We start from the raw sequence: 24,044 nt of genomic DNA, 5'->3' as shown, positions 1-24,044 counted from the left end.
ATATGGTTGTGACTCAGGTTAACAACTGAGGTTGCTGTCAGATTGCCCAATATGGGAGGGTCTGAGCTATGTCTGGAGTAGCGCATCACGCGAAACCGGTCTCCGAACGCACCCTGTTCGGACATCCCATCGGTCTCGCGAATCTGTTCGGCGTCGAGCTGTGGGAACGATTCTCGTTCTACGGCATGGTCACGATCCTGGGCTACTACCTCTACTACTCCACGACCGACGGCGGCCTGGCGCTGGAGAAGTCCACGGCGACCGGCATTGTCGGCGCGTACGGCGGGCTCGTCTATCTCTCGACGGTGCTCGGCGGCTGGATCGCGGACCGGGTGCTGGGGATGGAGCGCACCGTCTTCTACGGCGGTGTGGTCGTCATGGCCGGACATATCGCCCTGGCCGTACTGCCCGGATTGACCGGTGTCGGTGTGGGTCTGGTGCTGGTGGCGCTGGGTTCGGGTGCGCTCAAGGCCAATGCGTCCTCACTGCTGGGCACGCTCTACGACAAGAACGACGCGCGGGCGGACGGCGGTTTCACGCTGTTCTACCTCGGTATCAACCTGGGCGCTTTCGCGGGACCGCTGATCACCGGCGTACTCCAGGACCATGTCGGCTTCCACTACGGCTTCGGTGCGGCCGCCATCGGTATGGCGCTGGGCCTGACCCAGTACGTGGTGTTCCGCCGCAATCTCGGCACGCACGGCCGCGAGGTGCCGAATCCGCTGCCGCGCACCGAGATTCCGCGCACCCTACTGGTGGTGGCGGTACTCGCGGTGATCGTCGCGGTGGCCGCGCTGACCGGTGTGCTGACGCTGTCGAACCTGCCGGATATGACCACCGGCGTGATCGCGCTGGCCTCGATCGTGTACTTCGCGATCATGCTGACCAGCCCGAAAGTCGATGCGGTGGAACGTACCCGGGTGCGCGCCTTCATTCCGCTGTTCATCGCGAACGCGGTGTTCTGGTCGCTGTTCCAGCAGATCTTCACCGTGCTCGCGGTCTACTCCGATGAGCGCATCAATTGGAATGTGTTCGGCTGGACCGCGCCGTCCAACTGGATCGGTTCCATGGAGCCGGTGTGGATCATCGCGCTGTCCCCGCTGTTCGCGATCCTGTGGACCCGGCTGGGCAATCGCGCCCCGAGCACCCCGCGCAAATTCGCGCTCGGCGTGCTCGGCATGGGTGCGGCGTTCATGCTGTTCGCGCTGTACTCCGGCACCGAGGGCAAGACGGTGCCGATCCTGTTCGTGTTCGCGGTGCTGGCCGGTTTCGCCATCTCCGAACTGCTGCTCTCGCCGATCGGCCTGGCGGTCACCACCAAGCTGGCCCCCAATGCCTTCCGCGCGCAGATGATGGCGCTGTACTTCTTCTCGGTCGGCATCGGCACCTCGATGTCGGGCGTGCTCTCCAAGTTCTACGATCCCTCGCACGAACTCGCGTACTTCGGCATCACCGGCCTGGTGACGATCGCGGTCGGCGCGGTGGTCTGGGCGATCGCACCGTGGGTGAGTCGCCATATGGAGGGCGTGCACTAGTCACGATTGGTCTCGGGCACCGGGTAGCCGTACGTGAACGGGTAATCGTCGAAGATGTCGTATTCCCAGTTGGCGCGCGGCAATTCGCCGAGCTGAAATTGACGTTCGACTCCTAGAACGCGTTGTGCGCGATAGGCATCGCGCGGACCGCTTCCCCGTTCGCCCGGCTTGATGACCGAACCCGCCGTCACCCAATTCACGCGGGCGATTCGCGAGTTATCCAGCGGCTAAATCGCGCCCGCCACTTTCGCGACCCTCATTCACCCCCGACCCCGATCCGACACGCACACACCTCACCCTCGAGGTCCCTGCAAGACGGCACCGGAGTGGCCACCGCCACATTACTTCCGGCCCCACCCCACCTGTCCCTTGAATACCGACCCCGGACATTTTCGACAACCCCCCGAAATTCACCCCCGGTTGATTACGACTCAACCGTACGGCTCGGTACGCTGACCCCCACGCCCCCGTAGCCCAATTGGCAGAGGCAGCGGACTTAAAATCCGCACAGTGTCGGTTCGAACCCGACCGGGGGCACTATAAAACCGCTGGCAGAGCAGTGAATTGCGCCCACTCGGGAGCCTTTCCGCCGGGGCATCCGCAATTCTTCCGCTGTACGCAACGAACCTGCGGGCCGGTATCTTGCGCGCACCGAAAGGGGCGGGATCAGTGGTTACGCTCCGCGATAGTCTCGTTTTCGGACGGTCAGTCGGCCAGCCAGGGTGGGAGTTCGGCGCCGCTGGAGTATTGGTCCCAGAGGGCGGGGAGGTCGGGGCGGTGGGGGATACCGTCGCGGCCGCCTACCGTGCCGGAGGCGGCGAGGGCCATGACGTGGGCCAGGTTGACGGCTTCGATCGGGGTGCCGCCGTTGAGGAGGGTGAGCATTACGCCTGCTACGCAGGCGTCGCCCGCGCCGGTGGTGTCGGTGAGACGGTGGCTGTCGACGTCTACTACGCCGTCGGGGTAGTAGGTCTTCATGCGGTTGCCGGGTTCGCTGACGGTGATCGCCACCGAGCGGGTTCGGGTAATTCCCGTGGAGAGTTTGAGGACCGTCACCGATGGTTGCGGGCGGGAGAGGCGGGCGCGCATATCGCGAATCTTGTCCTCTACCGGTCGTTCCTGGATGGTTCGGTGTCCGAGTAGTAGGTCCAGTTGCTGTTCGTGGACGAACACCACATCGGTGAGGCTCAGTAGCGATTCCATGCGCGCCGTGCCGAGGGCGGCGTAGATCGCTCCGGGGTTGAGGGTGATGAGCGTTCGATCGGCGACGGTCGCGGCGATTTCCTGTTGCAGCACATGCTGGCCGTGGCCCGCCATGGAGGTCAGGTGCAGAATGCGGCAATGTCGCGCGGTGTCGATCAGGGCCTCGACTCTGCCCAGGCGGCGCAGGCGGGCCGCCAATTCCGCGTTGATGCCCGGTGATACGACAATCATCCGGCCACCGGACTGATCCGCGAGCACGATGGTGCTACCGGTGGGAAGGCGTGAATTCGATACGGACAGTACCGAATTCACGTCCACGTCATCGGATTTCAACTGTGCCAGCAGATTTCGTCCCGCACTGTCATCGGCGACGATTCCGGCGACCGCCGCGCAGCCGCCGATCCGGGACAGCGCGACCGCGGTATTGGCCCCGGAACCGCCCGGCGCGTGCTGGCTCCAACGGCTCACGACCTCGTGGTCCCGCTGAATGCGGTCGACCAGATGCACCGCATCGGCATTCATGGCGGTAATGGTCAGCAGATCGGTCCGGCAGTCCCGCCGCACCTTCTCGACGGCATGCGTCCAGCCGTCCGCGGGTCGCGGCGCCGCGCTACCGCAATCCCGGTGCAGATCGGCCCACCGGTCGAAATCGCGCCACTCCGGCCTGATTCGCCGCCCGGTCCGATCGGCCAGCTCGAGGCAGGCGCGTACGAACCCCTCCACCGTCGACCAGGCCGGAGCGCGGGTATCGGTCGGCGAATCCAACCGGCCGTAGAGGTCGTAGAGCGTATTGCGGCCCATCGAAATACCCAGTATCTCGATGCGCCGGAACACATCCGCCGCCTTCGGTGAGCCGACCGCCGCCCGCAGCGCACGAAGCGCCGTGAACAGATCCGTTTCGGCCGGCACCGCGATCACCCCACCCCAGGACGAAATCCGGTCCCCCACGCCGGATCCGGTCCGGACATCGGGGCCCGTGTACTCGGCGAAAGTATCTCATGGCAACTATTCCCAAGGGGCACAACGACAATGCCGCCCGCCCACCGGCACTACGCGGCTCGGTCATCGGAATCATCGCCCGGCATCCCGAACCGATCACCATGGTCGCACCGCAACCCCTGTGGTTCGTGCTTCCCGCCCTGCTACTGCTGACCGAGCAGGCGCTCGCACCGCCCAGCCTGCTCCCCACCGTGGGCGGGTTCATTCTCGCCGCGGGACTGCACAGGCGAGCCGCCCGTAGTCCTGCGATGCGAATCCTCGCCCGCTGCGGCCCGCTGCAACAGCGCCCGGGCCTGCTGCTCCACCTGGTCGACGACACCGGCCGCAGATGGAACGTCCGCTTCCTCCCGGTTACCCCGATGGAATTGCGCATCGGCGACCCGGTCTTCACCGACGGCCGCATCGACCGGCACGGTCAACTGCGAATTCGCGCGCTCACGAATATCCGCACCGGTGTGCGCCGCCGCAGCCGCGCCGTCATGGTCTGGCCGATTGTGTTGGGCAGCACCGCGATAATGCTCCTCACCGTCATCTCATCCGCCGGCTTCGGTTCGGGGGTTGCTCGCGCATGGATTAATAGTTCATTATGGTGAATGATTCATCGTGAAGAACTAAAGGATGGCCATGCGTGCAGGAAAAGCGTTGCTGATCAAGAGTTTTGCGTCGACGGCACTGGTTGCGGTCGGGTTATCGGTCTGTTCGGCCACCGCCACCGCGACGCCGGATGAGGCGGTCGCGGTGACGGCGAGTCAGGTGGGGGATACCGCGGTGATCACGCTCCCGAACGGGGCGATCGAGCTGCGGGACGGGGTGCTCGAATTGGAGGCGGCGAATCACACGGTGCTCGCCTCGGCTGAAATGTCCTTCCGGGTGGACGATTTCGTGTTCCCGATCGAGGCGAACATTGCCGACCACAGTGTGACGCTCACTCCCCGACTGGACGTGGAGCATGCGACCTACGCGCCGGTCGCATTGCCGTTCGAGGACACCGCTGATTTCCATACGCCCTATCAGCGGGAACAGGCTGCGTGGAATCGGATGAGCAGCACCATCGGCATGGGGCTGACCATCGGGACCGTGGTCGGCGGACTCGGCGGCGCCGCCGTCGGCTGCGTGCTCGGCGCGGTGGTGGGCGGCACGGTGGCGGCCGCCACCGTCGCCGGATTATTCGGGCCTTTCCTGCCCGCCGCGGCGCTCGGCTGTCTCGGCGGGGTGGCCTCGATCGGGGCGCTGGGGACCATCGCTGGGCAGTTGCTGGTGACAGCGCCGGTCGCGATTCTCGCCGCGGTGCAGTACTTCACCACGATCACCGCGCCGATGCCGTAGGGCCCTGGTGGCTGGTGCGTTCCCCTCCAACGCACCAGCCCCTGACGAGCACGAAGGGGCGAATGGCGCGCGCAGGTTCCAGGACTCGTCAAGCCTGTTTTCGCGCCGTGAGAAAGTCAATGCGCGGATGTCGCACCAGGGGTGAGACTTCAGCCCGTTTCCGGTGTGACTCGTACGACAGAGCAAGGGTGAGGTGAATGGCAAAGGGGCAGTTGGCGGTCTTCGTGCGGGCGCGGCGTGACGCGCTCGGCATGACGCAGGCGCAGTTGGCGGGCACGACCGGTTGGTCCAAATCCGCGATCGAGAAGGTCGAAGCCGGAACCCTGGTACCCAGCCTCGAGTTCGCGGGCGCGCTGTTCGACGCGCTGTGGATTCCCTACCTCTTCCGGGAGCGGATCATCGCCTCCCTCTACCCGGGCACCCTGGATCGCATTCTGGGCCGCACCGTGGCCAAGCCCGATGCCGAGGACCTCGACGATCTCGAGCAGTTCCCCTATCCGGCCGCCTACCTGATGCTGCCCGAGGGGGACATGGTGGGCCTCAATGCCGCCTGGCGCGCGGCCTTCCCGGAAACCGCGGCGAAACCGAACCTGTTCACCTACCTGTACACCGAGCCCGCCGCCGCCCGGGTGCTGCTGGACTGGGAATCCCTGACCCACGGCTTCACCTACGGTCTGCGCATGATGGGCCCGATCGTGCTGTCCGAGGACACCATCGCCGATATCATCGACCGCTGCCGAGTGCACCCCGACTTCGATCGCATGTACGCCACCGACCCGGATGTCCACACGGCCCTGCGAACCGAGTTGCGCATCGCCGATCCGGACACCGGCGTGATCCGCCGGGTGCGCCTGCGCATCGACAAACCCCATCTCCCGCACAGCCCCTGGCTCACCTACCGTCTGGTCCCGATCGAGGAATCGGGACCGGACGGTGCGGGCATGGCGCGTTAGCGGGCCAGCAGCCCCTTGGCGATATGGGTGACCTGGATTTCATTGCTGCCCGCGTAGATCATCAGTGATTTCGCGTCGCGGGCAAGCTGTTCCACCTTGTACTCGGCCATATAGCCGTTGCCGCCGAACAATTGGACCGCCTCCATGGCGACCTCGGTGGCAGCGCGCGAGGAATACAGCTTCATCGCGGAAGCCTCTGCGAGAGAGACCTTTTCGCCAGCAGCGGTGCGCTCGATGGCATTGAAGACCATATTCTGCACATTGATGCGGGCGATCTCCATCTCGGCCAGCTTGAGCTGGATGAGCTGGAACTGCGCGATCTCCTTACCCCACAGCTTGCGCGATTTCGCGTAATCCACACAGAGCCGGTGGCATTCGTTGATGATGCCCAGCGCCAGCGAGGCGATGCCGATGCGCTCGGCGGCGAAAGACTCCTTGGCACTGTCCTTTCCATCGCCCTTGGCCGGATTCTCGGTCTCGCCGAGCAGCCGATCCGGGGTGATGCGGACATTGTCGAAGAACAGCTCACCGGTGGGGGAGGAGTTCATGCCCATCTTCTTGAACGGCGGGCTCTGCACGAAACCCGGCATGCCCCTGTCCAATACGAAGGTGAGCACCTTGCGATCGCGGCGATCGACGCCGTCCTCTTCGTCCAGCTTGGCGTAGACCACGGTGACATCGGCATACGGGCCATTGGTGATGAAGGTCTTGCGCCCGTTCAGGATGTAGTCCGCACCATCGCGCCGCACATAGGACTTCATACCACCGAAAGCGTCCGAGCCCGAATCGGGTTCGGTGATCGCCCACGCGCCGACCTTCTCCATGGTGACCAGTTCGGGCAGCCAGCGCTTCTTCTGCGCCAGCGTGCCGCGGCTGCGAATGGTGCCGACGGTGAGCCCGAGACTGACGCCCATGGAGGCGACCAGACCCAGGCTGATTCCGGCGAGCTCGCTATTGAGGATGACCCCCATGCTGCCCGCCCCGCTGAATCCGCCGCCCGGCTTGCCGGTGGTTCCGGCCTCCTCGCGCGCGAGCGACTTCTCCAGCCCCTCCTTCGCCATCTCGTCCAGCCCGAAAGCGGCGTACAGCTTGCGGATGATGTCGAACGGCGGCAGCGCGCCGCTCTCCAGCTGGTCGACGTGCGGCTTCAGTTCCTTCTCCATGAATCCGCGCAGTGCGTCGCGGAACATCAGGTCTTCGTCGGACCACTGGTACATACGGTGAACTCCCGAGAAATCGCAGAATCGATCCCTCGAATATAGAACACGTTCTAATAAGCGAACGGGTTCAGTGCTCGTGATCGTCCTCGCCGTGCGGGTGGCCGTGCGCCAGCTCCTCGTCGGTGGCATCGCGGATATCGACGACCTTGACCTGGAAGTGCAGGCGCTGACCGGCGAGCGGATGGTTGGCGTCGATGGTCACGTCATTGCCGTCGATCGCGCGCACGGTGACGATCTGTGAATCGCCGTCCGGGGCCTCGGCGTGGAACTCCATCCCGGGCTCGAGCTCGTCGACACCCTCGAACATATCCTTGTCCACCGTGCTGATCAGCTCGGCCAGGTATTCGCCGTACCCGTCGACGGGCTCGACCACCACCAGCAGTTCGTCCCCGGTGCCCTTACCCTCGAGCGCCTGCTCCAGCCCGGGCACGATGTTCTCCGCGCCGTGCAGGTAGACCAACGGGTCCTCCCCGACGGAGGTGTCCAGCACATCCCCGTCGTCATCGGTCAGGGTGTACTCGATGGAGACGACCTTGTCAGCGGTAATCGACATGGTGATGGCCCTTTCACAGAGGAATTCCGAACGAGCAAATGTATCCCGATTCCCCGGCGGTCATGACGCCGCGCGCCGCACGGGTCGCGCACACTCGCGAGTGGGCCCGCGTGAGCGGGGTGCCACCGGCAGTGGTTGCCGCGCACCGGGCTCCTCCACCCAGTGGTTGTCCGGTCCCGGAGAGGTTGTGACCGGGGCAGCCGAGCGGTTGCCGGAGGCGGGGCCGGGTTCGATATTTGGCTGGTGAACTCGATGGACGTGGTGGCGGCGCTCCGGCTGAACATGACCAATACCGATGATCCGGGCGCTCGGCACGAACAGCGCTACCGGGCGGCGATCGAGATGGCCGAGTACGCCGATCGGCACGGCTTCGCGGCAGTCAGTTGCGAGGAACACCATCTGTCCGGAACCGGTTGGCTGCCTTCGCCATTGGTGCTCGCCGGGGCGGTGGCGGCGCGCACAGAACGGGTCGCGGTGACGATCAGCGCGCTGCTGATCCCGCTCTACGATCCGATCCGGCTGGCCGCCGATATCGCTGTGCTGGACAACCTTTCGGGCGGACGGGTGGTCATCGTCGCCGGAATGGGTTACCGGCCCGAGGAATACGCCGCCATGGGCCGGGATTGGGCTCGGCGCGGCGAACTCATGGACACCGCGCTGGAGACCCTGCTCGCGGCCTGGCGGGATGTGCCGTTCGAGCATGCGGGCGCGCTGGTCGACGTCACCCCGAAACCCTGTACGCGGCCGCATCCGGTGGTGTTCGTCGGCGGTATGACCCGGGCCGCGGCCCGGCGCGCGGCCCGCTTCGGCCTGCCGTTCTCACCGCCGATGTCCATGCCCGAGCTGGAGGAGTACTACCTGGCCGAGCTGGAGCGACTCGGCAAATTCGGGTTCGTGCACCGCCCCGAACCCGGTAACAAGCTCACCCTGCTGCACGAGGATCCGGAGGCCGGATGGCGGGACTACGGGCCCTACATCCTCAACGAGGCGCGCGAATACGGGTCCTGGCGGCGGACCGGACTGCGACGGCCCAACGAGGCCGAGGTGAGCACCGTCGCTGATGTGCGGGCACAGGGCTACGCCGAAATCCTGACCCCGGATGAGCTGTTCGCCCAAATCGCCGGTGGCAGAACCGAGATCGTGATGAATCCGCTCATCGGCGGACTTCCGGCCGAGGCCGGATGGGCCAGTCTGCGCCTACTCGGCGATGCGGTGCTCGCGCGCCTCGACGCGCCCGCAGCTCACGAGGCCGTCTAGTGCTTGACCGGTCCGCCGAGACGCGTTGTGCGGGCAGCCAGGCCGCGCCTCGCGCCGCTATGAGACCGGCAGGCATGCCGCCGAACTCCCTGCCTACGAAAGGTATTCACGAATGATCTCCGAACTCATGGCCTATCGGGAGGGGCTGGCCGTGGACGGCCTGCGCATCCGCCGGGCGCGCGAGGATGATTGGGCCGCGCTGCGCGACTGCTACGACCGTGCCTTCGGCGGTGTGCACGCCACGGATTTCGAGAGCTGGAAGCTACAGTTCCGGCTCACCGATATCATTGTGGCCGAGGATGTCTCGGATCCGGACGCCCCCTTCGTGGCGGGGACCGGATCGGTGATCCGCATGCGGGTCGCGGTCCCCGGCGGCGCGGAGCTGGAGGTCGCGGCATGCGCGCAGGGAATGGTCGCCACCACCCATCAGAATCGCGGCCTCTACTCCAAGATCCAGGCCGAGATGATGTACATCGCGCTGGAGACCGGCGCGGACGTCTTCGCCGCCATGCCCGGTCCGGGCGGAAATTACGGTGCGGTCGGGATCGCGAGCCACACCCGGCGGCTGCGCATCGACCGCCGCCGCGCGAAACTCCGTGCCGGTGCGGATGATCCGGCTCCCGCGCGCGAACTGCGGCCCAGCGCCGCCCGCGCCCAGCTGCGCGAGATCTACGACCGCTGGCAGCGGATCACCCCGGGTGCGCTGAGCCGCAGCGAATTCTATTGGCCCGCAACCTATGACGATTCCTCCTGCGTGATCACACATCCGGACGGCTACGTCATCTACGACCTGATCGGCGATACCGTCCGGGTGCGCGATTTCTGCGCGATCACCCTGTCCGCGCATCGCGAACTGCTGCGCTGCCTGCTCGGGCACGGCGAATACAACGACATCCTGCTGGACACCGCCGTCGACGATCCCACCCCGCTGCTGCTCGGCGATCCGCGCGTGGCCGCCACGATCGGCGTGGACACCGGCGTCTGGATGTGGATTCTCAACTCGCCCAGGGCTTTCGAAGCGCGCACCTACCGCGCCGACTTCCACGGCGTGATCGAGATCGACGATCCCTACGGTATGAGCCCCGGCCGCTTCACCCTCGATGTCACCGCGGGCCGCGGCAGCTGGCAGCCCGCGCCCGAGGACGCGGCGGCCGATCTACGGCTGAGCCCCGCCGAACTCGCCAGCGTGTACTTCGGTGCGCTCACCCCGCTGGAACTGCACCGCGCCGGGCGCATCACCGAATCTGCACCGGGCACGGTCGAGGCACTGGACCGGGCACTGGCCCCGCCGCGGCGGCCCTTCAACATCACCCCCTTCTGACCCTAGGACACCATGACCACCCTGCGCCCGGGGCGGCTCACCGCCGCCGCCAAGAAGTTCCTCATGTGGGATCCGAATCCGGCCGTCTTCGGAATCACCATTCCCTGCCCGGTTCCGGTCGCGATGGGGCTCGATGACGCGCGCGCACTGGTCAACGCGCTCATCGACAATCATGAATCGCTGCGCAGCCGGTACAGCTACGGTATGGACGCGCAATGCCTCATCGAACCGGTATCCGGCGGTGAAATCGATACGGCCAGAATCGATGTGCGTGCCGCCGATATCGAACATGTATCCGGTGAAGCCATTCCGCAGGTGATCGAGGACGAGACCGCCAAGAGCAATCTCCGGCTCGACCCGACCACCGGGAAGATCGTCACCGCCGCCCTGCTCACCCGCTCGGCCGATGTCAATATCCTGCTGCTCACCATCCATCACATCGCCATCGACGGCGTCGCCATGTGGGTGATGTGGGATGACGTGGCCACCTACGCCCGGCAATGGGAAGCGGGAGAGGAGATCTCGCTGCAACCGGAGCTGATCACGGGCTCCGAGTGGGCGGAGTTCCTCGACGAGTACGCGGTGACCCGGACGGGCGAGCTGGACTACTGGTCCGCGGCCTCGGATATCGAACCACACGTCGACAAGCGGCCCGACACACCGGAATCCGCGTACCTCGACGGTGTGATCGAAGGCGACCTCGCACTGCGACTGCTCGATGAACTGCCCGCCGCGCTCGATGCCTCCTACACTCGAATCCTGCTCATCGCACTGGGTTTGGCCATCGAGGACGTCACCGGCGTGGCCCGCCCCATCCAGGTGCAGAAGCACGGCCGCTACAGCCGCCTGCGGCCCGGCACCGATCTCAGCCGCACCGTCGCCTGGCTGTCGGACGATTATCCGTGGCTGGTGCGCTCGGTGACCGGCGGGCACGGCGAGCGCATGCGCGATGCGGTGGCCAACTATCCGGCGCATCCGGAGGATTACACGGTGCTGTTCTGGCATCACCCCGAAGGGTGGTCGCGGCTGGTGGAATTCAATGTCCCGAAGTTCTATTTCAACTTCCTCGGCGATGTCGGGGTGTGGATTCCGGGCGCGCACTCCCGCGAACAGGCCCGCTTGACGGTCTTCGACCTGAGCATGTTCCTGGGCGCGTCCGAGAACGACGGCATTCGCCGCGTGCACTATTCGGTGCACTCGCCCACCGGCGGCATCGGCCTCGATCGCGTGCGCGAGATTGTGGCGCAGTGGCTTTCGATCATCGAGACGGTGGACATCGCATGAGCAGAATGATCATCACGGGCATCGGCAGTCGCGGCGATATCGCGCCGCTCACCGGCCTCGGCCTGCGCCTGCGGGAAGCCGGGCACGAGGTGCTGGTCGCCGCGCATTCGGTCTTCGCGGATTTGATCACCGGCTGCGGAATCGAATTCCGGTTGATGGAAACCAATATCGACATCGATATGACCGACCCGAATGTCGACAAGCGCAAGGCCGCATGGCAATTCGGCTCACCGGCCGGGGTGCGCGCCACCGGTATGGGCATGATCGAGGCGCTGCGCGATGAACCGGCCGATGTGATGTTGCTGGCGCAGCTCACCGAGGGCCCGGGCTTCCCGCTGGCCGAGGCCAAGGGAATTCCGGTGATCGGCCTGCGCTTCCAGCCGATGTGCGCCACCGCCGCGTATCCGCCAGCGTCCATGGGGCCGCGCTCATTCGGTCCGTTCGGCAATCGGCTGGCCGCCGAATTCGGCGGCTGGCTCGGCGATACCGTCTACCGCGGCGTCGTCGGCGACTTCCGCCGTGAGCTGGGACTGCCGGAGGTGTCGGTGCGCGAGCTGCGCCGTCGGCGCACGGCCGCCGAATGGCCCATCCTGCACGGTTATTCGCCCTATGTGCTGCCCCGGCCCGCCGATTGGCGGCCCGGACTCGATGTCACCGGGTACTGGTGGCCGCCGCGTCCCCTCGACTGGCAGCCGCCCGCCGAACTGGTGGACTTCCTGGCGGCCGGACCGCCGCCGGTATTCATCGGATTCGGCAGCGTGGTCGACTCCAGCGCGCACAGCGCTCGCGTTTCGGAGATTGTGCGTAAAGCATTGCGGCAGGCAGGTGTTCGCGGCGTGGTGCAGGCGGGCTGGCTGCAATTGGATGTCAGCGATGACGATGTGCTCACCATCGGCGAGGTTCCGCACGACTGGCTGTTCCCGCAGATGGCGGCCGTCGTGCATTCCTGCGGTGCGGGCACCACCGCCGCCGGGCTGCGCGCGGGAGTTCCGGCGATCGGTGTCCCCAGCTATTCGGACCAACCCTTCTGGGCGCGGCGGCTCACCGAACTCGGTGTCTGCGCCGCCACCATCCCGCACGCGAAACTCGGCGTCGACGCGCTGGCCACCGCGATTCGCACCGCGATCTCGGACTCGACCCTGCGCGCCAATGCCGCCGACGTCGCGGACCGGCTCGCCCGGGAAGACGGTGCGGGACAGGCGGTCAAGGCGATAGAGGCGCACCTGGCCACGTTGTGAACCGGGCGCACCAATCGCCACCGGGGACCGGTGCGGACCCGTTGATACGGAAAGTAGTGCGGGCGCACCCGATTCGGATGCGCCCGCACTGGATTCGGCTATCGCCGGATACTCAGTCCTTCACGAGAACCGGTGTGACGTCCTCGAGTTCGTCCACGGTCGGCTCCGCATGCTCCGGCTCCGGGGCGCGGCTGGGCAGCAGCACCGCCATGACGATCACCAGGACCGACAGCGCCGCCGAGACCGCGAAGGCCAGCCGCATACCGTTCAGATGCGCCTCCGGCACCGGGGTGCCGGAATCGATCAGCGAATTGGCGCGACCGGACATGATCGTCACCACCAGCGCGGTGCCGAACGCCGCCGCCACCTGCTGCAGGGTGCCCAGCATGGAGCTGCCGTGCGAGTAGAGATGCATGGGCAGCGCACCCAGGCCGAGCGTGAAGACCGGCGTGAACGCCGCGGCCAGCGAGGCCATCAGCAGAATGTGCAGGGCCAGCAGCTGCCAGTACGGCATGGTCTGCGAGATCTGGGTGAACCCGGCGAGCGCGGCGGTAATGCCGATCGCGGCCGGAATCACCAGCACCCGGCCGCCGAAGCGGTCGAAGATCTTGCCGACCGTCGGGCCGAGCAGGCCCATGGCCAGACCACCGGGCATGACCAGCAGACCGGTCTGCAACGGGGACAGCCCGCGCAGGGTCTGCAGGTACAGCGGCAGCAGGATCATCGAGCCCATCATGGCCAGGAAGGCGACCGCCATCAGGACCAGCGATTTGGTGTAGGTGGGTGCCAGCAGGACGCGCAGATCCAGCAGCGGGCCGCTGCCGCGCTGCAGCCGAATCTGACGCCAGGCGAACACGGCGATCAGCGCGATACCGGCGGCGATGATCAGCGCGGGCGTGGTGGCATCGCCACTGCCGAACTTGCTCAGACCGTAGACCAGGCTGCCGAAACCGAGGGCCGCCAGAATCACGCTCACCACATCGATCGCGCCGGTCTGCGGTTCGCCGATGTTCTCCAGTTTGCGCAGGCCCAGGAAGGTGACCACACCGGCGATCGGCAGCATCAGCACGAATAGCCAGCGCCACGAACCGATCTGGAGGATCAGGCCGGAGATGACCGGGCCCATGGCGGGCGCCACCGAAATGGCCAGCGTGACATTGCCCATTACGCGGCCGCGATCCTGCTCGTGCACGACCGTCATCAGCGTGGTCATCAACAGCGGCATCATGACCGCGGTGCCGCCGGCCTGGATGACCCGGCCGATCAGCAGAATCGCGAAGGACGGCGCCACCGAGGAGAGCGTGGTGCCGGCCAGGAACACGCCCATGGCCAGGGCGTACGCCCGGCGGGTGGTGACCCGCTGCAGGAACCAGCCGGTGGCCGGGATCAGCGCGGCCATGGTGAGCATGAACGCGGTGGAAACCCACTGCGCCGAACGATCACTGACCTTCAGATCCGTCATCAGGCGCGGGATCGCGTTGATCATGATGGTTTCGTTCAGAATCACCACGAAGGTCGCGAGCACCAGCAGCCGGATGACCGTCGGGGTTCCGCCTCCCGAGGGAGCCTGCGCTCCCGGGGGAGCGGATATATCGGCGTGCATTCGGGTACCTCCGGGGGCGTGAGCTCTGAAACAGACGTGTGGCCCGATGGCGAGTCACCGACTCCCCTATCCCGGCGCCACACGAGAACAGACGGGAACGGGTCGCTCAACTCATCGGTCGCGCGTCAGTATTCCGGGCGGCACCGACGGGAATCCTCTGATTTTCGCCTCCCCGCGCTGTGATGTGCCGCCGGATTCAACCGCTCACCAGCGACTTTCCAGCATCGCGAAAGTCGGCAGTGACCCTGGTCACCCGACCCGGTGCGGGATCGGACAGGTCCGGGGGCCGTGCGAGGCGGTGGGCTGTCAATCCGCGCGGGTCGCCCAACTTGGGTGGGTCATGGCCGATGTGCGGTGAACGCCGCTGCTGCACAATCGAATCAGCTGGTGATTTCGACCGGGTCTACTTGGCGTGCTCTTAAGGCGAAAGGCGGAAGTGTCTTAAGTCACCGTAAATCCGCGTCTGCCACGCTTTCGCTCATGACGGCGGGCGCATCCGGCACACAGCGGGACTGTGAGGCATTGTGTATCGCCGTCGAACGACGCATGGCGATCCGGCTCACGGTGGGACCCGTTGCGGGAGAACTCTTTCGGGTGATCGATCTGCTCGGCGGGCTGCTGCGGCACAGTCGCACGGTCGCCGGGGTATGGGAGATGGATCCCACGCTGGCCGATGAGTTGCCCGGCACCCAGCGCATGCGCGAAATCGAGGACTTCCTCGCGCTGGCGCGGCGCATCGTGCGCGAATCCGATCAGATCTGCCCGGCCGAACCCACCGCGCCCGAACGGCGGCGGCGGGTATGGGGCGATCTCACCGATCTGCTCATTCGCGCCGAGGTGCTGGCCGAGCGCATCATTCGCGTGGTCCCGCGCCAGCACGACACCGTCGAGGGCTCGCGCGAGATCTCGCGGCTGCGGCTGGCAACCCACGCCGACACCCTCGTCGAGGCCGCGCTGCTGATCCGCTCGGCGGTGCGCGAGGCGTTGCGGGTGCCCTCACCCGATGCCGACGCGCTCCGCCTGGCCGCCACCGCCGACCTCGTCATACAGCTGGCCGCCGGACTGGACGCCGAATCGTGTATCACGGCGCGCCAAGTCAGTTGAACCGCGTCAGAACGAAAAAGCTAGGAGCACAATGCGCGCCGTTCCGGCCGAGAACCACGGCAGCGAACAGAAGATGCTTGGCAGCTATATGCAGCGCCAGCGTCTCGAACTCGGATTGACGCAGGCACAGGTCGCGGCATTGCTGTTCATGTCCAGCTCCGGCTTCGAGAAGTACGAGAACGGGCAGCGGGTGCCGACCGTCGCCGCCATCCGATCCTGGTGCACCGCATTGGATCTGCCGCGCTACAAGCGGCGCAAGGTGTGGTCCATGGTGATGGGGGAGGACCTCACCGTCGCCGCCGGGCAATTGGAGCGGGTGACCGCCGCCGAACTCAATCTGATGAATCACATGCCGGGACCGGCGTTCCTGCACCGGGTTCCGGAGTACTACGTGCTCGGCGCGAATGCCCGGGCGGTGGAGATGTTTCCGTGGCTGGATCCGGCGCTGGGCACCCCGGAACGACCGGTGAACGTGATCGTGCAGATGATGACCGATCCGCGGGCGCGCGAGGCGCTGGTCAACTGGGAAGCCATCGTGCACCGGCTGGTGTACATCCTCAAGGAGAACTCGCTCGGCATCGTGCCCGAGCTGGAGATCGCCGCGATTCGCCAAGCGTGTCAGTCGAATCCGAACTTCGACCGGATGTGGAACACCGCCATGCCGGTGACCGCGTACTACGACGACACCGTCATCGTGCGCGAACCCGAATTCGGCGAGGAGATCGTCTTCCAGATGGATTCGCTGCGCTGGGCGCATCCCTGGCGCGATATCGAGATGTTCAGTCTGACACCGCGAAACACCGATGACGGTCCGCCGCTGCACGAGACGATGCCGGGTATCTTCGCCTGGTGATTCGCGCCGATCGTACGCCCGGTTAACGACCTCGCCGCGCGGCTCGATGACCTGTATGGCGTCGGGGGCGATATCGAAATCGGGAGAAATACATGAAGGCATGGGTTTTGGCGTTCGCTGCCGTCGCCGCGATCGGCGGTATCGCCGGATGCAATGACGACGCCACCACCGGGGCGACCCCCGGTTCGAACGCGCCGATCACCACCCCGGCGGGCGGGGACGCCAACCCGGGCTCGCCCGGCACCGTCGCCGCATCCTCACCGGCCGCCGGACTGCCCACCCGCGATGACGCGAATGTGGACGCCCGCGATTTCCAGCAGGGGGATAAGTACTACTTCCAGTCGCCGACCGGAAACATCATGTGCGGCTTCGTCAATGAGGGCACCTTCGGCACCGGCTGCCAGCTCGCGCACGCCTCGGTGGTCCCCGCCGCGCTGCCCGACTGCGGCACCCGGCCCGACCGCGCGGTCGCGGCCTACATCACCGGTGCGAAATCCCAGTTCATCTGCCTGAACCAGGGCGTCTTCGTCGGCAGCCCGACCGGCCCCGTCACTCCCGGCAACAACAAGGGCGGCGGCAAAGTCCTCGAATACGGTCAGACCATCATCGTGCGGGGCACCGCCTGCACCTCCACCCAGGCGGGCGTCCGCTGCGATGCGGGCGGCCACGGCTTCTTCATCGCGGCCGACCAGCAGAGCCTGTTCTGACCGGGCTTCGGTCCGGTCCGGAACCGAAGCCGTTATCCCGGTGCGGGACATCGGCTGCTGTGCACGCCCGGAACGTCGTGCGGGAATTCTTCCTCGTCATCGCAGGGAGGACGAGGCGGGTTTGCGCACGTGCCTTCGTGGACGCGGCTCGGTGTGGGTGGCGTAGGCACGTCGTGATCGGGTGCCACGGGTGCGTGTGGTGCGGTGGGCGTAGCGGCGGGTCGCGGGGAAGGCAGACTGGGCGGCAATGAAACTGCCTGAACTGCCTGATTTGCCGGTGCGCGCGGCGCTCGACGAGATCGTCGGGACGCTCGGTGAGCGCGGGACGGCGGTGCTGGTCGCGCCGCCGGGGACCGGGAAGACGACGCTGGTGCCGTTGGCGCTGGCCGCCGGGACCGGCGGGCGGATCGTGGTCGCCGAGCCGCGGCGGCTGGCGGCGCGGGCGGCGGCCGGGCGGATGGCCGCGCTGCTGGGGGAGTCGGTCGGAGAGAGCGTCGGGTATTCGGTGCGCGGGGATCGGCGGGTGAGCGCGGGGACCCGGGTCGAGGTGGTGACCTCCGGACTGCTGGTGCGGCGGTTGCAGAATGATCCGGAGTTGAGCGGGGTCGACGTGGTGGTGCTCGACGAATGTCATGAGCGGCATCTGGACGCCGATCTGCTGCTGGCCCTGCTGCTCGACGCACGGGGTGGGCTGCGGCCGGATCTGCGGGTGCTGGCCACCTCCGCCACGGTCGCGGCGGATCGGCTGGCGGCGCTGCTCGGCGGTGCGCGGCCCGCGCCCGTGCTGGAGGTGCACGGGCGGGCGTATCCGGTTGAGCTGGAATATGTTTCGGCGCTGCCCAAGGAACGGGTCGAGGCGCACGTCGCGCGGACCGTGCGATCGGCGCTGACCGGATCCGCCGGGGACGTACTGGTCTTCCTGCCGGGTGCGGCCGAGATTCGCCGGGTGAGCGCACAACTCTCCGGTCTGCCGGATGTCGATGTCATGCCGTTGCACGGCAGGCTTTCCGGGGCCGCCCAGGATGCTGCCCTGCGGGCGGGGAGCCGCCGCCGCGTCGTATTGTCCACGGCCGTAGCCGAATCCAGCCTCACCGTGCCCGGTGTGCGCATCGTGGTGGATTCCGGTCTGGCCCGCATTCCGCGCGTCGACCATCGTCGCGGCCTGTCCGGCCTTGCGACAGTGCGGGTTTCGGCCGCCGTCGCCGAACAGCGCGCGGGCCGCGCCGGTCGTGAAGCGCCCGGCTGGGCTTGGCGCTGCTGGCCCGAATACGAGCACGCCACCCTGCCCGCCTACCCCGAACCGGAGATCCGCACCGCCGACCTCACCCGGCTCGCCCTGGAACTCGCATGCTGGGGCACCGCCGACGGTCAGGGTCTGGGCTGGTGGGATCCGCCGCCCCCGGGTGCCCTCGCCGCGGGCCGAGAAGTACTGCGCGCCTTGGGAGCCGAGGAGCCCGGTGGTGCGGTCACCGACCGCGGACGCCGCATGGCCGCGCTCGGCCTGCACCCCCGGCTGGCGCGTGCCCTGCTCGATGGCGCGGCCCAGGTGGGAGCCCGCCCCGCCGCCGAAGTGGTCGCCCTGCTCGACGATGACACCACCGTCGCCACCGTCGACCTGATCACCGCCATCCGCACCCTGCGCGCCGATCCGCCCCAGCGGTGGAAGCGTGAGGTGGACCGCCTCACCAGGCTTGTAGAAAATGCCGAGGGCTCGGACCGCGAGCGGTTCGGGAAGGCGGATGGCGCACGCCGGGAACGCGATTCACGGCAGTCGGCGAGTAATGCCGGGACCGCCGCAGGCGGACCGGAACGCGATCGGCGGCAGGGGCGGAGTTCGGATCCGCGGCCGCGCAATGCGGACGATCCGGCTCTCGTCGCGGCGCTTGCGTATCCGGAGCGGTTGGCGCGGCGGCGAGGGCCGGGATCGCCCAGCTATCTGATGGCGGGCGGCACCGCCGTATCGCTGCCGCCGGGTTCCGGGGTGGGGGAATCGGAATGGCTGGCGGTGGCGGGCGCGTCCCGGGATCCGGGGCGGGCGGAGGGGCGAATTCGGCTGGCCGCCACGGCCGATGAGCAATTGGCCCGGCAGGCGGCGCCGGATCTGCTGGTCCGGGCCGATGAGGTCGACTGGGTGGACGGGGATGTGGTCGCGCGGCGGGTCGAGCGATTGGGCGCGATCGTGCTGTCGGAGAAGCCTTTACGGAATCCGGACCGGGCGCTGGTGGAACGGGCGCTGCGGCGCGGGCTGAGTACGCAGGGATTGGACCTGTTGCGGTGGAGTGCCGATGCGGTCGGGCTGCGGCAGCGGCTGGAATTCCTGCACCGCACCCTCGGCGCGCCCTGGCCCGCGATGGATGATCAAGCGCTACTTGATGATTCGGAGAGCTGGCTCGGCCCCGAGCTGGCCACCGCCACTCGCCGCGCCGATCTCGAGCGCATCGATGCCGGTCAAGCGCTCCGCCGCCTGCTGCCCTGGCCGCAGGCGAGCCGCTTCGACGAACTGGCTCCCGAACGCCTGGAAGTGCCCTCCGGCAGCAGGATTCGTCTCGACTACTCGGGCGACACCCCGATTCTGGCCGTCAAAGTCCAGGAGATCTTCGGCTGGGCCGAGCTGCCTCGCCTGGCCGAGGGCCGAGTGCCGATTCTGCTGCACCTGCTCTCCCCGGCGCAGCGCCCCATCGCCGTCACCGCAGACCTGGCGTCGTTCTGGCAGAACGGCTGGCCCCAGGTGCGAGCAGAACTCCGCGGCCGCTACCCCAAACACGCCTGGCCGGAAGACCCCGCCGCCATGCCCGCCCACCGGGGCACCGCCCGCCGCGCGCGCGAATAGCGACCGCGCCGCACGGGTGATCGCACCCCGCCGAGGGGTGTACGGACTCGGCGGGGTGCGGCTCGCGCCTCAGTCGGCGCGAGGGATCGGGGTGTTGTGGCGGGCGATCGTCCACCAGCGGCCGTTCTCCTTGACCAGCACGTAGAGCGCGACCATGGCCGGATCCTGATCCACCAGCTCGCCCGTGGCGGTGGTCTCGCGGGCCAGCTTGTGCACCAGGGCGACATCCGGCCGGGGGAAGGTGATGTCGGCGATGTCGTAGCGCACGAACTGGTCCTTCAGGAATCCGGCGAGCCCGGCCTCCGAGGCCGCGCGCACGGTGTCCGCGCCGTGCATGACCATGCCGACGGCATTGCCCGCACTGGCATTGGCGGCGTAGTCCGCGGCCATGAGCTCCGCGTCATTGGTGTTGAACGCCCGCTGCGCATTCGCGATTACCTGCGTGATCGCGGCGATATCGGCGGTGTGATCGACCGTGGTGTCCTCGATGACCGGCGCGGTCGCGGCTGCTGTGCTCATGGTCAACATCCTGATACCTCAACCAATATTGAGGTCAAGTGCGACGATCCGGCGTGACCCACCTCACTCGCTCAGGGCTTGCCTACATACCCCCAGGGGGTATTAACTCTGATCCGGAACAGAGATCGAAGCCAGATGAGAGGGCCGGAGAAATGACCACTCACGCACACACCGCAGACCACACCGACCACACGGCACACGACCCCCACGCCGGGCACCATGTACAGGTGGACCACGGCGCGCATGACGCGCACGCCGGGCATGACGCGCACGCCGGGCACGATGCCGGACTGCCGGGCGGGTTGCAGGTCACGCAGGACGGGTACACGCTCGAACTGGCCGAAACCATCCTGCGCGCAGGCGAATTCGAGTTCCGGTTCCGGATTCTCGGTCCCGAGGGGGAGCCGGTCACCGACTACACGCCGCTGCACGATCGCGATCTGCACCTCATCGTGGTACAGCGGGAACTCACCGGATTCTGGCATGTACACCCGGAATTGGCCGCCGACGGCACCTGGGTCGTACGCCTGAACCTGCCCGCCGCCGGTGCGTACCGCGCGTTCACCGATATCGCCCCGACCGCGCTGGGCAAAACCATCACGCTCGGAGCCGATTTCGCCATCGCCGGTGAGTACGACCCGCAGCCCACCCCGGCGGCCACACGCACCGCGCTGGTCGACGGCTACGAGGTCACGCTCGACGGTGATCTCGTCCCCGGCGAGGGCCGCCTGCTCACCCTCACCGTGCGCGAGAACGGTGCACCGGTCACCGATCTGGAGCCCTATCTGGCCGCCTACGGCCACCTGGTCATCCTGCGCGCAGGCGACCTGGCCTACGTACACGTCCACCCCAATGGCGAACCCGGCGACGGCGTCACCGCCCCCGGACCCGACATCACCTTCCACACCGCCGTTCCCGGCCCGGGCACCTACCGCCTGTTCCTGGACTTCAAGCACAACGGCACCGTCCGCACCGCCCCCTTCACCCTCACCACCACCCGCGCCTGACCGGCCCCGCGGCTCCAGCGTCGCGCCCTGCTGCCCCGACCGCTGAGCACAGCGGTTGGGGCGCAGTGCGTTTCGGGCCCTGCCGCTTCGGTGCCACCGCCGTCGGATGCGGCGGTGCCGGGTTGATGCGGCGGACGCAGCGGGCTCACAGGGAACTCCCAGGCGAGCTGAAGCGCGGGCACACCGGGGGCTCATAGGCTGCGCGAGTCCGAGCAGGTGAAGAGCGGTTTTCGAGGAGGGTAGTGCGGGCATGACGGCGGCGATCAGCGTTGCGGACGGTGGGGTGCCGGTGCGGGACGAAACGTGGTGGAGGCCGGTGATATTCGGCCCACTCGGCAGTCCGCGCTGGGAACGGCCGGGGCTGCTGGCGCTACTCGCGGCTACCGCGGTGCTGTACCTGTGGGGACTCGGCGGGGCCGGGTGGACCAATGAGTACTACGCGGCCGCGGTGCAATCGGGGACCCAGAGCTGGAAGGCGCTGCTGTTCGCCTCGCTCGACCCGCAGAACTCCATCACGGTCGACAAACCGCCCGCCGCCATGTGGATCATGGGTCTGTCCGGGCGGGTCTTCGGCTTCAACTCGTGGTCCATGCTCGCGCCCGAGGCGCTCATGGGCGTGGCAGCGGTCGCACTGCTGGTGGCGACGGTGCGCCGCTGGGCGGGACCGGCCGCCGGACTCATCGCCGGCGCGGCGCTCGCGGTAACCCCGGTGGCGGCCTTGATGTTTCGCTACGACAACCCCGACGCCCTGCTGACGCTGCTGCTGGTCGCCGCCGCGTACTGCACGGTGCGATCGGTGGACGCGCCCGGGGAGAACTGGTGGTCGGCGAGCACCGCCTGGCTCGCCGGTGCGGGCGTCCTCATGGGCCTGGGCTTCCTGACCAAAATGATGCAGGCGTTCCTGGTGCTGCCCGGCCTCGCGCTGGTGGTGCTGGTCGCGGGCGCGGGCGGAATGCTCACGCGCATAAAGAAACTGGCGACCGCCGGACTTGCCGTGGTGGTGTCCTCCGGCTGGTACGTGGCCCTGGTGCCGCTGTGGCCCACCGGATCCCGCCCGTACATCGGCGGATCCACCGATAACAGCCTGTGGGAGTTGGCCGTCGACTACAACGGCCTCGGCCGCGTCTTCGGCAACCACGGCGGCGGTGGCGGCCACCCTGCCACGCCACGCCCCACCGCCGGTGCCGCCGCCCAACTCACCGGCGGTGCCACCAACACCCAAATCCCCACCACCGCAGGACAAATGCCGAGCGGTGCCGCGCAGATCCCCGGTGGAGCCGGTCAGATCACCGGGGGTGGTCAATTCCCCGGTGGTGGTGGCCAATTCGGTGGTGGTGCCGCGCAGATCCCCGGTGGGGGTGGTGGTGGGGGAGGCCAATTCCAGGGTGGTTTCGGGGGGTTCGGGAGTCAGCCCGGGGTTACTCGGCTCTTCAATGGTGAACTCGCTACGGAGTTCTCGTGGTTGTTGCCCGCCGCGCTCATCGCGCTGGTGGCGGGTGTGTGGATTACCCGCAGGGTGGCTCGCACCGATCGGGTGCGTGCCGGGCTCGTGCTCTGGGGCGGTTGGCTGCTGGTGAGTGCGGCGGTGCTCAGCTATATGAGCCGGTCGTTCCACTCGTACTACTCGGTCATGCTGGCTCCGCCGATCGCGGCGCTCATCGGTATCGGCGCGACGCAGCTGTGGCAGCGACGCGAGCATATCGCCGCGCGCGCAACGCTTTCCGTGATGAGCGTGGCCACCGGTGCGTGGACCTTCGTACTGTTGAGCCGGACCGCGTACTGGCTGCCGTGGTTGCGCTGGAGCATTCTGGTGCTCTCGATCGTGGCGGCGATACTGCTGCTCGGCATGCCGCGCGTGCGCCGCTTCAGCCTCGTAATCGGCACTGTCGCACTGGTTGTCGGCCTGGTCGGGCCGACGGCGTACGCGGTGGAGACCGTGGCGCAGGCGCATTCGGGCGGCAGCCCGATCGCCGGCCCGGAGCGGCCCTCACGCGGCGGGCAGTATCGCGGTGGCGGCAGTGGCGCGAACGACGATTCGGCCATCGACGGTCTCATCGCCTCGACGAATACCCGCTGGGCCGCCGCCGCGGTGGGCGCTTCCGAGGTGAGTTCGATCGAATTGCGCACCGGCGCACCGCTACTGGCGGTGGGCGGCTTCAGCGGCCGGGACGAAGCGCCGACGCTGGCGCAGTTCCAGGGCTACGTGGCGGACCATCAGGTCGGCTACTACCTGGTCCGGCAGCGCCAGAACCGCAACGGGCAGGACGAGAACGCACAGAACGAAGGCCAGAATCCGCAGGGCCCGGGCGATCAGGGTCGCGGCGGACGCGGTCAGAACGGCCAAGGTGGGCAGAACGGCCAGGGTGGCGGTCGCTCCGGATCCGACCAGTCGACCTCGGCGCAGATCACCGCCTGGGTCCGGGCGAACTACCCGGTGACCATGGTCGGCAATATGGAGGTCTACCACCTCGCTTGATGGTTCGGGCGGACGACCGCACGACGGTTTTCCGCCCACGCCCGGGCTATCTGCCG

The 24,044-nt window shown here is 67.4% G+C and carries 20 protein-coding genes and 1 tRNA gene; 15 read left to right on the top strand and 6 right to left on the bottom strand.

The genetic code is table 11. The features are described from left to right. Window positions 1–68 precede the first annotated feature (68 nt). A complete protein-coding gene (locus AB0L82_RS26810; RefSeq protein WP_364641953.1) occupies window positions 69–1,535 on the top strand; it encodes a peptide MFS transporter in 1,467 nt (488 codons plus the stop codon). Here AB0L82_RS26810 and AB0L82_RS26805 read toward each other — a convergent pair. After that, a complete protein-coding gene (locus AB0L82_RS26805) occupies window positions 1,532–1,735 on the bottom strand; it encodes a hypothetical protein (protein WP_364641950.1) in 204 nt (67 codons plus the stop codon). The genes AB0L82_RS26810 and AB0L82_RS26805 overlap by 4 nt on opposite strands. Window positions 1,736–1,998: 263 nt before the next feature. Here AB0L82_RS26805 and AB0L82_RS26800 point away from each other — a divergent pair. Further along, window positions 1,999–2,072, top strand: a tRNA-Leu gene (locus AB0L82_RS26800). A 168-nt stretch (window positions 2,073–2,240) separates the two neighbouring features. Here AB0L82_RS26800 and AB0L82_RS26795 read toward each other — a convergent pair. Then, a complete protein-coding gene (locus tag AB0L82_RS26795) occupies window positions 2,241–3,686 on the bottom strand; it encodes a carbohydrate kinase family protein (RefSeq protein ID WP_364641947.1) in 1,446 nt (481 codons plus the stop codon). Between the two features lie 50 nt (window positions 3,687–3,736). On the opposite strand from AB0L82_RS26795, the gene AB0L82_RS26790 reads away from it, so the two are divergent. From AB0L82_RS26790 to AB0L82_RS26780, 3 genes are all read left to right on the top strand, one after another. Next, window positions 3,737–4,330 carry a hypothetical protein gene (locus AB0L82_RS26790; protein ID WP_364641944.1) on the top strand — a complete coding sequence of 198 codons (594 nt, stop codon included), beginning with the start codon at window positions 3,737–3,739 and terminating at the stop codon, window positions 4,328–4,330. A gap of 31 nt (window positions 4,331–4,361) precedes the next feature. Continuing rightward, a complete protein-coding gene (locus AB0L82_RS26785; protein WP_364641940.1) occupies window positions 4,362–5,063 on the top strand; it encodes a hypothetical protein in 702 nt (233 codons plus the stop codon). A 197-nt stretch (window positions 5,064–5,260) separates the two neighbouring features. Beyond that, window positions 5,261–6,016 (top strand): helix-turn-helix domain-containing protein, encoded by a 756-nt coding sequence (locus AB0L82_RS26780; protein ID WP_364641937.1) that lies wholly within the window; start codon window positions 5,261–5,263, stop codon window positions 6,014–6,016. On the opposite strand, the gene AB0L82_RS26775 is transcribed toward AB0L82_RS26780, so the two are convergent. Together AB0L82_RS26775 and AB0L82_RS26770 are read right to left on the bottom strand one after the other, a co-directional pair. After that, on the bottom strand, window positions 6,013–7,233 hold the full coding sequence (locus tag AB0L82_RS26775; RefSeq protein ID WP_364641934.1) for an acyl-CoA dehydrogenase family protein: 1,221 nt from the start codon (window positions 7,231–7,233) through the stop codon (window positions 6,013–6,015). The genes AB0L82_RS26780 and AB0L82_RS26775 overlap by 4 nt on opposite strands. Window positions 7,234–7,303: 70 nt before the next feature. Beyond that, complete coding sequence (locus AB0L82_RS26770) at window positions 7,304–7,789, bottom strand: peptidylprolyl isomerase (protein ID WP_364641931.1); 486 nt, start codon at window positions 7,787–7,789, stop codon at window positions 7,304–7,306. Between the two features lie 252 nt (window positions 7,790–8,041). On the opposite strand from AB0L82_RS26770, the gene AB0L82_RS26765 reads away from it, so the two are divergent. From AB0L82_RS26765 to AB0L82_RS26750, 4 genes are all read left to right on the top strand, one after another. Beyond that, on the top strand, window positions 8,042–9,046 hold the full coding sequence (locus tag AB0L82_RS26765) for an LLM class flavin-dependent oxidoreductase (RefSeq protein ID WP_364642956.1): 1,005 nt from the start codon (window positions 8,042–8,044) through the stop codon (window positions 9,044–9,046). 112 nt (window positions 9,047–9,158) lie between these two features. Next, a complete protein-coding gene (locus tag AB0L82_RS26760) occupies window positions 9,159–10,367 on the top strand; it encodes a GNAT family N-acetyltransferase (protein ID WP_364641928.1) in 1,209 nt (402 codons plus the stop codon). A 12-nt stretch (window positions 10,368–10,379) separates the two neighbouring features. Then, the gene (locus tag AB0L82_RS26755; protein WP_364641925.1) at window positions 10,380–11,651 is read left to right on the top strand and encodes a condensation domain-containing protein; all 1,272 of its coding nucleotides are present in this window, start codon (window positions 10,380–10,382) and stop codon (window positions 11,649–11,651) included. Beyond that, entirely contained in the window at window positions 11,648–12,889 is a 1,242-nt protein-coding gene (locus tag AB0L82_RS26750; protein WP_364641922.1) for a glycosyltransferase, read from the top strand. The genes AB0L82_RS26755 and AB0L82_RS26750 overlap by 4 nt, the downstream gene beginning before the upstream one ends. Before the next feature lie 112 nt (window positions 12,890–13,001). Here the strand turns inward: AB0L82_RS26750 and AB0L82_RS26745 are convergent, their stop codons facing one another. Continuing rightward, complete coding sequence (locus AB0L82_RS26745) at window positions 13,002–14,492, bottom strand: MDR family MFS transporter (protein ID WP_364641919.1); 1,491 nt, start codon at window positions 14,490–14,492, stop codon at window positions 13,002–13,004. A 480-nt stretch (window positions 14,493–14,972) separates the two neighbouring features. Between AB0L82_RS26745 and AB0L82_RS26740 the strand changes: the two genes are divergently transcribed. The 4 genes from AB0L82_RS26740 to hrpB all read left to right on the top strand — a co-directional run bounded on the left by AB0L82_RS26740 (window position 14,973) and on the right by hrpB (window position 19,986). After that, the gene (locus tag AB0L82_RS26740; protein ID WP_364641916.1) at window positions 14,973–15,596 is read left to right on the top strand and encodes a hypothetical protein; all 624 of its coding nucleotides are present in this window, start codon (window positions 14,973–14,975) and stop codon (window positions 15,594–15,596) included. A gap of 31 nt (window positions 15,597–15,627) precedes the next feature. Then, window positions 15,628–16,449, top strand: a complete 822-nt coding sequence (locus AB0L82_RS26735) for a helix-turn-helix domain-containing protein (protein ID WP_364641913.1) — start codon at window positions 15,628–15,630, stop codon at window positions 16,447–16,449. A 92-nt stretch (window positions 16,450–16,541) separates the two neighbouring features. Next, window positions 16,542–17,156, top strand: coding sequence for a DUF6636 domain-containing protein (locus AB0L82_RS26730; protein ID WP_364641910.1), 615 nt, complete (start codon window positions 16,542–16,544; stop codon window positions 17,154–17,156). A gap of 247 nt (window positions 17,157–17,403) precedes the next feature. Beyond that, a complete protein-coding gene (hrpB, locus tag AB0L82_RS26725; protein WP_364641907.1) occupies window positions 17,404–19,986 on the top strand; it encodes an ATP-dependent helicase HrpB in 2,583 nt (860 codons plus the stop codon). A gap of 69 nt (window positions 19,987–20,055) precedes the next feature. On the opposite strand, the gene AB0L82_RS26720 is transcribed toward hrpB, so the two are convergent. Then, window positions 20,056–20,505 carry an SgcJ/EcaC family oxidoreductase gene (locus tag AB0L82_RS26720; protein ID WP_364641904.1) on the bottom strand — a complete coding sequence of 150 codons (450 nt, stop codon included), beginning with the start codon at window positions 20,503–20,505 and terminating at the stop codon, window positions 20,056–20,058. Window positions 20,506–20,657: 152 nt separating this feature from the next. Here AB0L82_RS26720 and AB0L82_RS26715 point away from each other — a divergent pair, with 152 nt between their 5' ends. After that, window positions 20,658–21,512, top strand: coding sequence for a hypothetical protein (locus tag AB0L82_RS26715; RefSeq protein ID WP_364641900.1), 855 nt, complete (start codon window positions 20,658–20,660; stop codon window positions 21,510–21,512). A gap of 250 nt (window positions 21,513–21,762) precedes the next feature. After that, window positions 21,763–23,988: a glycosyltransferase family 39 protein gene (locus AB0L82_RS26710; protein WP_364641898.1), complete on the top strand. Its 2,226-nt coding sequence runs from the start codon at window positions 21,763–21,765 to the stop codon at window positions 23,986–23,988. The last annotated feature ends 56 nt before the right edge of the window (window positions 23,989–24,044 follow it).

It is taken from the genome of Nocardia sp. NPDC052001 (assembly GCF_040680615.1).
In the GTDB taxonomy this organism is placed as follows: Bacteria; Actinomycetota; Actinomycetes; order Mycobacteriales; family Mycobacteriaceae; genus Nocardia.
Note: the sequence above shows the minus strand (reverse complement) of the source record. Positions and strands in the feature narration are given on the sequence as shown.